This is a genomic window from Polaribacter sp., from assembly GCF_039939415.1.
GTDB lineage: Bacteria > Bacteroidota > Bacteroidia > Flavobacteriales > Flavobacteriaceae > Polaribacter.
This window is the reverse complement of record NZ_JBDVJE010000046.1, coordinates 1-15,759: the sequence shown is the minus strand read 5'-3', so window position 1 is coordinate 15,759 and position 15,759 is coordinate 1. Positions and strand designations below refer to the sequence as shown.

Sequence of the window (15,759 nt, the reverse complement as noted above, 5' to 3'; positions counted from 1 at the left end):
TAAAAAGGTAGATTTTTAATTTTGGCGTGTTTTTTCGAAAAGAAAAAAACGCGCTATCCATTATATCTTTTTTTCATTCCTCAAAAAAGGATGCCATTACTATCGCTCACGCAATTACTTGCCAACAAAATCAAATATTAAAAACTATATTTCTTTCACAATAATATTATCACCTTAAAACTCTAAATCAATATCATATAATTGTAAGCCAGATGCAGGAGCTATATTTCGTAAAAACTTTCTATCATTGTCTTCTTTTAAAGAGTCTTTAATAAATTGTAAATCCAAATTACCTTTACCAACTTCAAAAAGAGTTGCCATCATCAGTCTAATCTGATAACGCAAAAATCCTTTTCCTTTAACCTTTAATACATATGACTTCTCTGGAAAGAAACTGGCTGTTAAAATAGTATTCTCTACAATTTCACAAGAAATTATCAGTCTTTTAAAAATTGTATTTACAGATGGTTTCGTACAATACTTATGAAAATAATGCTCACCTTCAAACAATTTTGCAGCTTGTCTCATTACATTTATATCTAAAACTTCATCAACATTCACTAAAAAAGGAGCTGCAAATGGATGATTTTTTTCTCCGAAAGAAAAATAATAATGATACTCTTTAATCTTTGGTGAATTAATAACATTAAAACTTCTATCTACTTTCTGAATAGAAATTGCTTTAAAATCAGGAGAAAAATTAGAATTTAACGAATGTAAAAACGAATCTTCATTAATTTCACAGTTTGTAAACATTTGCAAATAATACATATTTGCAGAAACCTTAGCATCTGTTCTACCAATTCCAATTGTTTTATAATTAACATCTTCAAACACAAATGATAACGATTTATCTACCATATCGTGCAAAGTTTTTGCATTTGTTTGTTTTTGCCATCCAGAAAATCGAAAACCGAGAAATTGTAAACAAATCACGTAAGAAATTGAATATTTCATAGGTGTAAATATACAATAATTACGATTTTTTTTACAAAAAGGGCATTTTTATGAATATCCTAAAATTATACACTACTTTTTTACAAACCTTACATTTTACACCTTTCTAAATCAAAAAAATAAACTTATCTCAATTTAACCCCTATTTTTTTATGGGTAACACTTAAAAATACAGCGATTTAAAAAAACCACCCCCTTGTCAGTTTAAAATAAATATATATTTTTGAAACGTTCAATTAAAATTTAAAAACACAACTTAAAAGAACTTAAATTATGAAAAAAATCATTTTTACTTTATTATTAACAACAAGCTTAATGGTAACAGGACAGGAAAAAGAAGAAAAAACATTTTCACTAAGCGGTAGCGTTGACACATACTTTAGAGGTAATATCAGTGGAGGTAATTTTGACACAGCTCCAGGTAGTTCTTTTGCTAACCAAGCAGGTTTCGCATTAGGTATGATTAACTTAGTTGCTGCTTACGAAGGAGAAAAAGTTGGATTTGTTGCAGATATGGTATATGGTCCAAGAGGTGCAGATGCTGTATTTAATTCTGTAGGTAACTCTTCATCAATAGTAAATCAATTATACGCTTATTGGAATGTAAGTGATAAAGTTACCTTAACAATGGGTAACTTTAATACTTTTTTAGGGTATGAGGTAATTTCACCAACTGCAAACTTTAACTACAGTACTTCATATTTATTTTCTTATGGTCCTTTTAGCCACACTGGTTTAAAAGCAGATTTTGATTTAGGTGGAGACACTTCTTTGATGTTAGCCGTTTTAAACCCAACAGACGCTACTGAATACAACCCAAATGGAAGTTATGCTTTTGGCGCACAATTAGGGTTTTCTGGTCAGTATTTCAATTTTTTATATGACCAAGGTGCTTACGAACTTGACTTTACAGGTGGTTTTGATTTGTCAGAAACTTTCTTTTTAGGAGTAAACGCTGCTTATTTTTCAGGAGACGATGCTCCAGGATTCTATGGTGCTGCTATATACCCTCAGATAGCTACTTCTGATAGCTTTAAAATTGGTTTAAGAGCGGAACTTTTTCAAGAAACAGATGGCAACTTTGAAGCTATAGGTACAGACCCATTATTATATACAGAATCAAGTGTTTTTGCAGCTACTTTAACAGGTAATTATTCTATTGGATCTTTAACAATAATTCCAGAATTAAGATTGGATTCTGCTTCTGAAGCTGCTTTTGTTGGTGACAAATCATTAAGTTCATTTGCTTTAGCTGCAGTTTACTCTTTCTAAAAAGAAAGAAAAATATATTTAACTAACCAAAAATTTATATAACATGAGTTTATTTTTAACATTATTTCAAGACACTCCTGCTACTGAAGCTGCTAAAGTTTTAGAGCAAGTAAATGGAGATATGGGAATGCTTTGGATGCTAATAGCTGGTATCTTAGTATTCTTAATGCAAGCTGGTTTTACTTTAGTAGAATCTGGTATGACAAGATCTAAAAATGCAGTTAATATTGCAATGAAAAACTTACTAGACATTTGTGTTGGTTCTATTACTTTTTGGTTAGTAGGATACTCTTTAATGTATGGTGATACTTCAAACGGATTTTTCTTCTGGAGTGGATTATTTCAAGGTGAAGGGGCAGATTTATTTTTCCAAACAATGTTTGCTGCAACAACGGCAACAATTGTATCTGGAGCAATAGCAGGTAGAACAAAATATACTACTTACATCATTTTCTCATTAGTTATGACAGCTATTATCTACCCAATTTCTGGTGGATGGGAATGGAATGGTGGTTGGTTAAATGATACAGATGGTATCATGCCAGCAGAATTTATAGACTTTGCAGGTTCTTCTATTGTACACTCTGTAGGTGGATGGGCTGCTTTAGTTGCTGCTTTTATGGTAGGTCCTAGAATTGGTAAATATGTAGATGGTAAAGTATTACCTATACCTGGTCACAATCAAATCTTAGCAACATTAGGGGTATTTATCCTTTGGTTTGGATGGTTTGGTTTTAACGGAGGTTCTCAATTAGCTTGGGGTGGAGATGATGCTACTGCTGCTTCTAACGTAGTATTAATTACAAATTTAGCTGCTGCTGCAGGTGGTTTAGGTGCATTAATTACTACTTGGATTTGGTATGGTAAACCTAATTTATCACAAACTTTAAACGGGTCATTAGCTGGTTTAGTAAGTATAACTGCAGGTTGTGGAAACATGACAGCTGGTGGTGCTGTATTAGCTGGTTTAATTGGTGGTATATTAGTAGTTTTTTCTATAGAATTTATAGAAAAGAAATTAAAAATTGATGATGCAATTGGAGCTGCTTCTGTTCACGGTGTTGCTGGTGCATGGGGTACTTTAGTTATCGGTTTATGGGGTGTAGACGGTGATACTGCTATCGGATTATTTAACGGTGGTGGTGCTGCTCAATTAGGTGCACAAGCAATTGGCGTTTTCGCTTATGCTGCATGGGCAGTAGGTTTATCTTTTATAGTACTTGGTATCTTAAAAGCAACTATGGGACTACGTGTGACCAAAGAAGTAGAAATAGAAGGTTTAGATATTTCAGAACATGGTTCTATTGCTTATCCTGGTAAAAGACAAAGAGATTTTGAAGATAAATAAACAAAAAAAAATAGTTTAGTTATTATTTCTTAATAAATCACATAACTTATTTATAAATAAGTTATGTGATTTTTACTTGTAAAATATTTTATTAATTTCGCAAAAAATAAAAACTAATAACTAATTATTAACAACAAATTTAATTCTATTATGAAAAAAATCGAAGCAATTATAAGAAAATCTAAATATAGAGCAGTAAAAGAAGCGCTACACGCAGAAGGTGTAAATTTTTTCTCTTACTGGGATGTAACAGGAATTGGTAATGAAAAAGAAGGACATGTATACAGAGGTGTAAGCTATAGTACAAGTGATATACAAAGAAGACATATTGCAATAGTTGTAAATGATGATTTCGAAGAAGTTACAGTAAATACAATTTTAAAATCTGCCTCTACTGGTGAGGTTGGAGATGGAAAAATATTTGTAAGTGATGTAAATGAAACTTACAGAATTAGAACCGGAGAAAAAGGAGGACAAACTTTAAAATAAATTATTACAAAATTAAATTATGGAATTATTAACAACCAATAACGTATGGATGATGATCTGTACAGCTCTTGTTTTCTTTATGCATACTGGTTTTGCATTTTTAGAAATAGGATTAACAAGACAAAAAAACACAATCAATATTTTATTTAAAAATATATTTATTATTACTGTTGGATTATTACTCTATTATATCGCTGGTTTTAATTTAATGTACCCAGGTTTTGCAGAAGGTTCTGCTGGTATTTTAGATTTTGCAGGATTCGGTATTACACCTCCTGAAAACGGAATGACTCCTGAATATGCAGATGGTGGATATACATGGTGGACAGATTTCTTATTTCAAGGAATGTTTGCTGCTACAGCTGCAACTATTGTTTCTGGTGCAGTTGCAGAGCGTATGAAGATTGGACCTTTTATGATTTTTACAGTATTTTATGTAGGATTAGTATACCCAATAGCTGGATCATGGAAATGGGGTGGTGGTTTTTTAGATCAAATGGGGTTTTATGATTTTGCTGGTTCTACTTTAGTACACTCTGTTGGTGGATGGGCAGCTTTGGTTGCTGTATACTTACTTGGTGCTCGTATTGGAAAATTTAAAGACGGAAAACCTCAAGCAATCCCAGGACATAGTATTCCATTAGCAACTGCTGGTGTATTAATACTATGGTTAGGTTGGTTCGGTTTTAATGGTGGTTCAGTTTTATCTGCAGACCCAGAATTAACTTCTTTAACCTTAGTTACAACTTGTTTAGCTGCTGCTGCAGGTGGAGTTGTTGCTGCTTTAGTTTCATTTATAAAATATAAAAACTTAGATTTAACTATGTTTTTAAATGGAATACTAGGTGGTTTAGTTGGTATTACTGCTGGCGCAGATGTAATGTCTCCTGAGAGCGCTATAATTATTGGAGCTATTGCTGGAACATTAATTGTTTTTGCGGTTTCTTTTGTTGATGCTATTAAATTAGATGATCCTGTTGGAGCAATAGCAGTACATTTAGCGTGTGGTATTTGGGGGACTTTAGCAGTAGGAATTTTCTCTACAAATCCAGAACACACCTTCTTAATACAATTAACAGGTGTAGCTTGTTATGCTGTTTTTTGTTTAGTTACATCTTTCATAATTATTTACACATTAAAAAAAGCTGTAGGAATTAGAGTTAGTGAAAAAGAAGAACTAGAAGGTTTAGATGGACATGAACATGGTATGGATGCTTATCCAGATTTTCGTTTAAATGAGCATTAATCACTTATAAATATCAATTTAAACAGTCTGTAAAGTGAAATTTACAGACTGTTTTTTTATTTTTATGGATTTCATAATTTTTATGAAATAAATTATCATAAGTAAATTTTTTTTACATTTTTATTGTTTTCATCATAAAAATCATATTTAAATATCTAGATTATTAAGACCTTCTTAATAAAATACATAGATTTGTAAATATAATTGAATACAATATGGAGAAACAAGGATTATACTTACCAGAGTTTGAACACGAAAATTGTGGAGCAGGTTTTATATGTAATTTGAATGGAGAAAAGACAAATCAAATTATACATGATGCTCTAGAAATTCTAGTAAAACTAGAACACAGAGGTGGTGTTAGTGCAGATGGAAAAACAGGTGATGGGGCTGGTTTATTAATAGATATTCCTCATGATTATTTTACTCGGGTGTGTGATTTTCCTATTCCAAATCAAAGAGAATATGCTGTTGGAATGGTCTTTCTTCCAAAAGTTTCGAATCAATATAATTTTTGTAAAACTACTTTCGAAAAAGAAATAAAAGAACAAGGTCTAACTATTTTAGGATGGAGAGTTGTTCCTGTAGATTCCTCACAATTAGGAGAAATTGCTCTTGCTTCTGAACCAAACATAGAACAACTTTTTGTTGGTAAAACAGAAAATATAGATGAGGCTACTTTTAAAGCAAAATTGTATGCTGCAAGAAAGATTGCAGAACATGCAATTAGAAAATCTAAAATTTCTGAAAGTCATTATTTTTATATCCCAAGTTTTTCAATAACTACCATTATATACAAAGGTATTATAATGCCTGAAGATATTGGACCATATTATTTAGACTTACAAGAAATAGATTTAGTTACAAGATTAGCGTTAGTACATCAACGTTTTTCTACCAATACAATGCCAACTTGGGAATTAGCACAACCTTTCAGACACATGTGTCAGAATGGAGAAATTAACACATTAAGAGGTAATGTTAGTAGAATGCGTGTTCGTGAAGAAATCATGAAAAGTGATGTTTTTGGTCCACAAATAGAAAAATTATTCCCAATAATACTGCCAGGAAAATCAGATTCAGCTTCTATGGATATGGTAGTAGAATTGCTAACTCACACAGGACGTTCATTACCAGAAATTATGATGATGATGATTCCTGAAGCTTGGGAAAAACATCAAACAATGACCAAAGAGCGTAAAGCTTTTTATGAATATAATGGTTGTATAATGGAACCTTGGGATGGACCAGCTTCTGTGCCTTTTACAGATGGAGATTATATTGGTGCACTATTAGATAGAAACGGGTTAAGACCTTCTAGATATACAGTTACAAAAAGTGGTAGTCTTATTATGTCATCAGAAATTGGAGTTGTAGATGTTGCTCCAGAAGATGTAAAAGAACATGGTAGATTAGAACCTGGTAAGATGTTCTTAGTAGATATGAATGAAGGAAGAATCATTCAAGATAAAGAAATAAAAAGTAAAATTGTTTCTGAAAGACCTTACCAAGAATGGTTAGATAAAACTCGTTTACATTTAAAAGATGTTCCTTACACTAGTGAAACTTGTCCAATAGAAACAATTGATGTAAAAACAAGGCAACGCTTATTTAACTATACTTTTGAAGATATTCAAGAAGTAATTACACCTATGGCAATTGTTGGTAAAGAAGCTTTAGGGTCAATGGGTATAGATACTCCTTTGGCAGTTTTATCAGACAGACCTCAATTAATTTCTAACTATTTTAAACAACTATTTGCTCAAGTAACAAACCCGCCTTTAGATGGAATTCGAGAAAATATTGTTACAGATATTAGTTTAAATTTAGGAAAAGATAGAAACATTTTCAGTATTACAGATAGACAATGTAGAAAACTTAGAATTCAAAACCCTGTAATATCTAATGCTGATTTAGAAAAAATAAGAAATATAGATATTGAAAGTTTCAAAGCAGAAACTATTGAAATCTTATATCCGAAAGCACAAGGTTTAAATGGTCTCGAAGATGCTTTAGATGATATTATTATTCAAATAGAAAAAGCATTAGAAAGAAAAACAAATATCATAATTCTTTCAGATAGAGGTGTAAATCAAGAATTTGCTCCAATACCAGCATTATTAGCTTGCTCATATGTAAATCATCAATTAAATCGTTTACGTAAACGTTCTTATTTTGATATTATTATAGAATCTGCAGAACCACGTGAACCTCATCATTTTGCTACTTTATTTGGTTATGGAGCAAGTGCAATTAACCCATATATGGTTAATGAAATTATTAGAATACAAGTTAAAGAAGGCTTTATTACTGGTATAGACGAACAAAAAGCTGTAGACAACTTTAACAAGGCTATTGGAAAAGGAATTTTAAAAGTAATGAATAAAATCGGTATCTCTACTTTACATTCTTATAGAGGTTCTCAAATTTTCGAAATTGTAGGTTTTAATTCACAATTTGTAAAAAAATATTTCCCTTATACAGCTTCAAGAATAGAAGGTATTGGATTATATGAAATAGAAAAAGAAATAGATCAACGTTATAAACAAGCATATCCAGATAATCAAATTGATAAAAATTTAGGTTTAAATGTTGGTGGAGATTATAGATGGAGAAGAAATGGTGAACGTCATTTATTTAATCCAACTACAGTATCTAAATTACAACAAGCAGTAAGATTGAGTGACCAGAAAAGTTATGATGTTTATTCTAAAACTATTAATGAACAGTCTGAGAGCTTAATGACAATTCGTGGCTTATTTCAGTTTGATAACTTAGACCCTATTCCATTAGAAGAAGTTGAACCTTGGACCGAAATTGTAAAACGTTTTAAAACAGGAGCAATGTCTTATGGGTCTATATCGCGTGAAGCCCATGAAAACTTAGCAATAGCAATGAATAGAATTGGAGGTAAATCTAATTCTGGTGAAGGTGGAGAAGATAGAAAACGTTTTCAAAAAGACATTAATGGAGATAGCAGAAACTCTGCAATTAAACAAGTAGCATCTGGTAGATTTGGGGTAACTTCTCATTATTTAACAAATGCCCAAGAAATTCAAATAAAAATGGCTCAAGGAGCTAAACCTGGTGAAGGAGGTCAATTACCAGGAGAAAAAGTTTTACCATGGATTGCTTCAGCAAGAAATTCTACTCCTTTTGTTGGTTTAATTTCTCCTCCTCCACATCATGATATTTATTCAATTGAAGATTTAGCTCAATTAATTTTCGATTTAAAGAATGCAAATCGTGAAGCAAGAATTAATGTTAAATTAGTTTCTGAAGTTGGTGTAGGTACTATTGCTGCAGGTGTTGCAAAAGCAAAAGCAGATGTTGTCTTAATTTCTGGTTACGATGGAGGTACAGGTGCTTCTCCTTTAACATCTTTAAAACATGCTGGTTTACCTTGGGAACTTGGTTTAGCAGAAGCACAACAAACATTAGTTCTTAATGATTTAAGAAGTAGAATTGTTGTAGAATGTGATGGTCAGTTAAAAACAGGTAGAGATGTAGCAATTGCAGCATTATTAGGTGCTGAAGAATTTGGTTTTGCTACGGCTCCATTAGTTGCTTCTGGTTGTATTATGATGCGTAAATGTCATTTAAATACATGTCCAGTAGGTATTGCCACACAAGATAAAGAACTGCGTAAAAACTTTAAAGGTACTCCAGAACACGTAATTAATTTCTTCTACTATATCGCAGAAGAATTAAGAACAATTATGGCACAATTAGGTTTTAGAACATTAGCTGAAATGGTTGGTCAAACTCATAAAATAAACGCTAATGAAGCAATTAAACATTATAAAGCAAAAGGATTAGATCTATCTAGTATCTTACACAGGCCTACTGCTTATAGAAGCATGATTGTAAAAAATACAGAAAAGCAAGATCATAATTTAGAAAATGTAATTGACTTTACTATATTAAAAGATTCACATAGAGCTTTATATAGAAAAGAGAAAATGAACTTAAATTACCCAATAAAAAATACAGACCGTACTGTAGGTGCAATTGTAAGTAATGAAATTTCTAAAATATATGGTCATTTAGGTTTACCAGAAGATACTTTAAACATTAACTTTACTGGTTCTGCAGGACAAAGTTTTGGTGCATTTGGAGCACATGGCTTAACTTTTACGTTAGATGGTAATACAAACGATTACTTAGGTAAAGGTTTATCCGGAGCAAAATTGATAGTTAAGAAACCTGTAAAAGCAGACTTTTTAGCAGAAAACAATATCATTGTTGGTAATGTTTGTATGTTTGGTGCAGTAGCAGGTGAAGCATATATAAACGGAATTGCAGGAGAACGTTTTGCAGTTCGTAATTCAGGCGCAACCGCAGTTGTAGAAGGTGTAGGAGATCATTGTTGTGAATATATGACTGGTGGAAAAGTAATTGTATTAGGTAAAACAGGTAGAAATTTTGCTGCAGGTATGAGTGGTGGTATTGCTTATATTTATGACCCTGAAAACAATTTTGTTAACGGACTTTGTAATACTGAAACTATTGAGTTTGAAGAAGTTTTAGATGAAGATGCTGCAGAATTAAAAGCAATAATAGAAAAACACGTATTATATACAGAGAGTAAAAAAGGAGCTACTTTATTAGCCGATTGGAATACAAGTTTAAAAAGCTTTGTAAAAGTAATGCCAACAGAATACAAACGTGCATTAGAACGTTTAGAAACAGAAGAGCCAATGTTTGAAGAATTAACAATAGCATAATGTCATGGGAAAAGTAACAGGATTTAAAGAATTTGAAAGACAAGATGAAACGTATAAATCTGTAGAAGAACGTGTTCAACATTATAAAGAATTTACAGTTCCTCTTTCTGAAAAAGAAATAACGAAACAAGGTTCTCGTTGTATGGATTGTGGAATTCCTTTTTGCCATAGTGGTTGTCCTTTAGGAAATCTAATTCCAGATTTTAACCACATGGTACATCAAGGAGAATGGAAAAAAGCTTCTTGGATATTGCATTCAACTAATAATTTTCCAGAATTTACAGGTAGATTATGCCCTGCTCCATGTGAACAATCATGTGTATTAGGCATTATAGAAGATCCGGTTTCTATAGAAAATATAGAAAAAAATATAGTAGAACGTGCATTTAAAGAAGGATGGATTAAGCCACAGCCTCCAAAAAACAGAACTGGTAAAACAATTGCTGTAGTCGGTTCTGGTCCTGCAGGTTTAGCGACTGCTCAACAATTAAATCGAGCTGGTCATACTGTAACTGTTTTTGAAAGAGATGATGAAGTAGGCGGTTTATTACGATATGGAATTCCTAACTTTAAAATGGAAAAAGGAATTATTGATAGAAGAGTTGCTATTTTAAAAGAAGAAGGTATAGTTTTTAAAACAAATGTAAACGTAGGGGTTAATTATGATGTAAAGGACTTAAAAGCCTTCGATAGTATTGTTTTATGTGGTGGCGCAACAGAAAGACGTAGTTTACCAACTCCTGGAATAGATGCCGATGGTGTAGTACAAGCAATGGATTTCTTAACACAACAAACTAAAGTAGTATTTGGTAAAGAAGTAAAAGATCAAGTACTTGCTACAGACAAACAAGTAATAGTAATTGGTGGTGGAGATACAGGTTCAGATTGTATTGGTACTTCAAACAGACAGGGTGCAAAATCTGTTGTCAACTTTGAGATTATGCCGAAACCTCCTGGGCATCGTTCTCCTAAAACTCCTTGGCCATTTTGGCCATTACAATTAAAAACTTCATCTTCTCATAAAGAAGGAGTAGAACGTAATTGGTTAATCAACACAAAAGAATTTGTAAAAGATGAAAATGGAAAATTAATCGCTTTAAAAACGGTTAATGTAGAATGGAAAATGGTTCCAGGGCAAAGACCTCAATTAATTGAAATATCAGGAACAGAAAAAACTTGGCCTTGTGATTTAGCTTTATTGGCTTTAGGTTTTACAGGACCAGAAAGTTCTTTAGCAGATAAATTAGGAATTAAAAAGGATGCTCGCTCAAACTATAAAGCAGAATATGGTAAATACCAGACAAATATTCCTAATATATTTACAGCAGGAGATATGCGTCGTGGTCAATCATTAATTGTTTGGGCTATTTCAGAAGGAAGAGAGGCTGCAAGACAAGTAGATTTATACTTAATGGGTAAATCAGAATTACCATCAAAAGACATTACTGGAGATTTAGTATCAATGTAAAAAAAACTCTATCAAAAATTGATAGAGTTTTTTTTGTAATCAATAGTATTTAAAAGTTATAGCTTTATTATCATAAATAAATTACAAATCTAAAACTAACAAAGAAAGATCTATTATCTTTATTTTTAAAAGCCTCCTTCAATTATTAATACCCTATTTTTGTAAATTAATAATACTGTTTTTAATTGGGTTAGAGTATAACTTATCTAATCATTAGTTGTAAAGTATCTTTACTAAATAGGAAAAAATAAAGAAGTAATATTTATTTATTATAATTGTATATAAAAGCCTCTTGAAATAAATTCGAGAGGCTTTTAACTAATTAAAGTAATATCTTTTTTTAGCGTTTAATAAATTTATATCTTTTTTCTGTTTGACCATCTTCAATTTTCAAGAAATATACTCCTGAAGTTAATTTACGTACATCAATTCTATTGTTGCTTGCAAAAACACCTTGCTTAACAATCTGTCCATTAACTGTACTAATCGTTATAGCTATTCCTTCCAGAGAATCTAAATTTAAATTCAGAAAATCATTCGTTGGGTTAGGATAAAGAACTCCATCTAACTCTTCTGAAACTTCCGTATTCGTATTTGATAAAACACTTTTTTGATTGGTAGAAGTATTTAACAAGTTAACAGCATAATCTTCCACTTCTCCATAACTAAAATCTGTTTCACATGAGTCTGTTGAAGCACCATCTGTCATTTTAACTCGCATACGTGTAGTACCTAAACTAATTCCAGAAGGAACTGTAAAGTTAGCCGTTAATGTACCTGATGAATTAGAACTTGTCGTAGCCACTTGTTCACCTGCATCAGCAAAGTCACCATCTCTATTATAATCAATAAAAACATACCAAAACTCCGTATAACTAGTTCCCGAAAACCCAGTACTAAAAGAGATCGTATATTGCGTTCCTGTTAACAAATTAGTAGACAAATTAGTATAATCTTCATAACCTCCATCATTTCCACTTACATTATTAATACTTCCAAGTTGTACCAGATCAATCCACTCGAAATCTGAATTTTCACCATTGGAGGCACAATATCCAGTAGGCATACCAGTATCACTAGTTCCTCCAATAACAATTTCGTAGTCTTCCACCTCTCCATAACCAAATGAATCACATGAATCAGGAATTGCATTATACTGCATAGAAACACGCATAGTAGTTGTATTAAGAGAAGTACCTGCAGGAATAGTAATCGTTCCGCTCACAGGAGTACTAGAAGTAGCAGCTTGCGTATATACCTGTTCTCCTGCATCAGAAAAATCACCATCTTTATTAAAATCAATCCAAACAGCATAGCCTTCACTATAAACAGTGCCAGACCAAGCTGGTGTTATTGTAATTGTTTCAGTAGCTCCTGGAGCTAAAGTAATGGAATGAGTTGATGTAAAATCAGCATATCCTCCGTTTACACCTGAGCTATTATCAATAGAACCAAACTGAACACGATCAATCCACTCATCAACAACACTTTCCCCTTCTGATTCACAGTAATCTGTAAGAGTTGCACCATTTCCAAAAATTGGAATTTCCCAAATCCCTCTACCCCAAGTTCCAACTCTTAATTTATTTGCTTGGTAATGAATTTCTAACTCTCTCGCTGCACAATTAGGTAAACCATTACCAAAAATTTCCCAATTGGTCATGTTATCATTTTTGTAGTATACACCTTGTGCCATTCCTACATAAATAGTATTTTCAGTAGAATTATCCATTAAGATACATCTTGCTGATATATCTGGTAAGTTTCCAGAAATTTCAGTTATAGTTACTCCTGCATCTTTTGTTTCCCATATACCGTCTCCTGAAGTAGTTATTAAGGCATGTGTAGGATCATTTGGATCAACTGCAATATAAGTAATATAACCAGAAATACCCGAAATTTCTTGCCATGTTCTAGAAGAACTTTGTGCATTGGTACTGACCCATAATTGATAGCTTGAAGAAAAATAAATATAATTATTATCTGTAGGAGCAACGGCAAGACCTTTTATATATACATTATTTGTTTGACCAGATGTCATCTTTTCCCAGTCTTCTCCAGAATTTTTACTCATGTATAAATCATTGTACCCAACATAAAGTGTAGTAGGTGTTGTTGCATCCATAAGAAATGGTGTTGGTGAAGACCCTGTGGTTTCAGGTCTCTTTAGTACACCAAAACTATTTCCTCCATTTTTACTATAAAAAAGTACACCACTTTGTGCCGACCCATAAATATTATCAGAATTGGTATAATCTACAAAACATTCCATACCATCTGAACCTAACCACTGTTCCCAAGTATGAGTATCTCCTCTGGCAATTTGCGTCCCATTATCCATAGCACCAGTAAGTATCAAGTCAGGATCTAAACCTGCTCCTGTACCTGGATAAGGAGATGTACCACCTATTCTAATAATTTGAGTAGGCATCATTGAATTTCCCATTGCCCCATCTCCTGATAAACATTTGTAAGAATCTCCTCCATCTATACTTCTAAAAATCCCTCCATCTGATGCTACATAAAGAGTTCCATTTACATTTTCCATAATTAATACATCTGCATGAAAATGTGCTGGTCCAGAGGTTGTCTGCGTATTTGGCATTTCATAAATAGTAACCCCACCATCGTCAGATCTAAAATTTCTTAAGCCTCCCATATGTAGCTCATTTACATCAGTTTCAGAACACATAATGGTCATACATCTCCAAGCTTGAGAACCTAAATAATCATCTGCATCTAGCACAGCTGAATCTGCCATAATATTAAAGGTAGTCCCTGAGTCTGTAGATTTGTAAATACGTCCAGCACCATTTCCGGCTTGTTGAAAAATATACACACAATTGGGATCTGCTGGAGTAACAGTTATTTTTAATCTTTCAGAAACGTTTATACCACTAGTTATTTTAGTCCACGTCTCTCCTGTATCTGTTGATTTCCAAAAATCATCTTCACCAACATACATCGTAGTAGGATCTCCAGGTTTAAAAAAGATGTCATTAGGATCATACTGACCAAGTTTTGTGGTAAATGTATTTCCTCCATCAATAGTTTTCATCAAGCCATCTCTGGTAGAAACAAAAAACATACCTTGTATTGTAGGGTGAAACTTTATCATCTGAACATTATTAATAAAACGATCAAAACTTGCTATTTGATTCCATGTATCTCCTTGATCTAAGGATTCTATTAATTCAGTATTACCATTAAGAAATAATATATGATCTGTATCATGGGGATCTATTGCTAATGCAAAAACAAACATATTATCTAATTGATCACTTAAAGCAACCCAAGAAGTTCCTGCATCTTTGGATCTAAACACGCCACCACTTTCGGAGCCTGCAAATATTAACTTTTGCTCAACCGGTTCTATTGCCATTGCTGTTATCCTCCCCAATCTTTTACTATGATGATTATCTTGAGAATAAAAAGGTCCTATAGGCTGCCAATTACCATCTGCATCCGTAGTGGCACTTGATGTATTTAGCATCGTTGCTCTTTCTGATGTACTCGCTCTAAACTTTTTTAATTCTTTTGCTACATGATTATTAGTATATGGAATACCATGCTTATCCATATTTTGTAAAGCCTCATCTAACCACCTCTGATATAGTTTATATCCGGTATGTTTTCCTCTTCCTATCTTATCAAAGTAAGGTTTGGCTGCTTCTTTTACCTTTTCGATATTCACAGGTTCTTTGTTAATCATTTCATACCACTCCTGAGAAAACCCAGTTGTTGAGCAGCAGACGATGCTAATAAATAGTAAACTAGTTTGTAAAATTTGTTTCATAATAAATTATTTTAGGGTTATTTTTAAACGCCGAATATAATATTTATTTTTAAAAATTAAACAATTTTATTAAAAATGTTTAATTTATAACAAAAAAACAACATGTGTTACCGAAATATTTACTTAGAGAAATAGTTAACGTACAATTTATACTTGAACATTATTGAAATAAGTTTAATAAAATTAAGAAACTGGTTAAATTTATATAAGAGAAAACATTTATGAAAAGAACATACTATTTGAAATTTATTGATTAAACTTACCTCAAGAAGTGGTATCCAAAGAAATAGATCTAAAAAATGTGGTCTTATGATATTTTTAGCAAAAAAAAACCTCAATTCATAAGAATTGAGGTTTTAAAAAAGAAAGGCGGCGACCTACTCTCCCACATAAATGCAGTACCATCGGCGCTATTGGGCTTAACTTCTCTGTTCGAGATGGGAAGAGGTGAGCCCC

The 15,759-nt window shown here is 32.3% G+C and carries 8 protein-coding genes and 1 rRNA gene; 6 read left to right on the top strand and 3 right to left on the bottom strand.

The features are described 5' to 3' along the window. Positions 1–174 precede the first annotated feature (174 nt). Positions 175–957 (bottom strand): tRNA pseudouridine(38-40) synthase TruA, encoded by a 783-nt coding sequence (locus ABJG40_RS06810; protein ID WP_348023826.1) that lies wholly within the window; start codon positions 955–957, stop codon positions 175–177. Between the two features lie 273 nt (positions 958–1,230). Between ABJG40_RS06810 and ABJG40_RS06805 the strand changes: the two genes are divergently transcribed. From ABJG40_RS06805 to ABJG40_RS06780, 6 genes are all read left to right on the top strand, one after another. Continuing rightward, positions 1,231–2,229 (top strand): outer membrane beta-barrel protein, encoded by a 999-nt coding sequence (locus ABJG40_RS06805; RefSeq protein ID WP_348023825.1) that lies wholly within the window; start codon positions 1,231–1,233, stop codon positions 2,227–2,229. 43 nt (positions 2,230–2,272) lie between these two features. Further along, a complete protein-coding gene (gene amt, locus ABJG40_RS06800; protein ID WP_348023824.1) occupies positions 2,273–3,577 on the top strand; it encodes an ammonium transporter in 1,305 nt (434 codons plus the stop codon). A gap of 150 nt (positions 3,578–3,727) precedes the next feature. Continuing rightward, positions 3,728–4,066 (top strand): P-II family nitrogen regulator, encoded by a 339-nt coding sequence (locus ABJG40_RS06795; protein ID WP_348023823.1) that lies wholly within the window; start codon positions 3,728–3,730, stop codon positions 4,064–4,066. 19 nt (positions 4,067–4,085) lie between these two features. Continuing rightward, positions 4,086–5,312, top strand: coding sequence for an ammonium transporter (gene amt / locus ABJG40_RS06790; protein ID WP_348023822.1), 1,227 nt, complete (start codon positions 4,086–4,088; stop codon positions 5,310–5,312). A gap of 215 nt (positions 5,313–5,527) precedes the next feature. Further along, the gene (gene gltB, locus ABJG40_RS06785; RefSeq protein WP_348023821.1) at positions 5,528–10,039 is read left to right on the top strand and encodes a glutamate synthase large subunit; all 4,512 of its coding nucleotides are present in this window, start codon (positions 5,528–5,530) and stop codon (positions 10,037–10,039) included. A 4-nt stretch (positions 10,040–10,043) separates the two neighbouring features. Then, positions 10,044–11,507: a glutamate synthase subunit beta gene (locus tag ABJG40_RS06780; RefSeq protein WP_348023820.1), complete on the top strand. Its 1,464-nt coding sequence runs from the start codon at positions 10,044–10,046 to the stop codon at positions 11,505–11,507. 340 nt (positions 11,508–11,847) lie between these two features. Here the strand turns inward: ABJG40_RS06780 and ABJG40_RS06775 are convergent, their stop codons facing one another. After that, positions 11,848–15,303, bottom strand: a complete 3,456-nt coding sequence (locus ABJG40_RS06775) for a GEVED domain-containing protein (RefSeq protein ID WP_348023819.1) — start codon at positions 15,301–15,303, stop codon at positions 11,848–11,850. 364 nt (positions 15,304–15,667) lie between these two features. Then, a 5S ribosomal RNA gene (gene rrf / locus ABJG40_RS06770) occupies positions 15,668–15,759 on the bottom strand; the annotation flags it as partial.

Excerpts from the sequence above, each read along its gene's own strand:
- ABJG40_RS06810 (WP_348023826.1), bottom strand. The coding sequence starts at position 957 with ATGAAATATTCAATTTCTTACGTGATTTGTTTACAATTTCTCGGTTTT.
- ABJG40_RS06795 (WP_348023823.1), top strand. The coding sequence starts at position 3,728 with ATGAAAAAAATCGAAGCAATTATAAGAAAATCTAAATATAGAGCAGTA.
- ABJG40_RS06780 (WP_348023820.1), top strand. The coding sequence starts at position 10,044 with ATGGGAAAAGTAACAGGATTTAAAGAATTTGAAAGACAAGATGAAACG.
- amt (WP_348023824.1), top strand. The coding sequence starts at position 2,273 with ATGAGTTTATTTTTAACATTATTTCAAGACACTCCTGCTACTGAAGCT.
- ABJG40_RS06775 (WP_348023819.1), bottom strand. The coding sequence starts at position 15,303 with ATGAAACAAATTTTACAAACTAGTTTACTATTTATTAGCATCGTCTGC.
- gltB (WP_348023821.1), top strand. The coding sequence starts at position 5,528 with ATGGAGAAACAAGGATTATACTTACCAGAGTTTGAACACGAAAATTGT.
- amt (WP_348023822.1), top strand. The coding sequence starts at position 4,086 with ATGGAATTATTAACAACCAATAACGTATGGATGATGATCTGTACAGCT.
- ABJG40_RS06805 (WP_348023825.1), top strand. The coding sequence starts at position 1,231 with ATGAAAAAAATCATTTTTACTTTATTATTAACAACAAGCTTAATGGTA.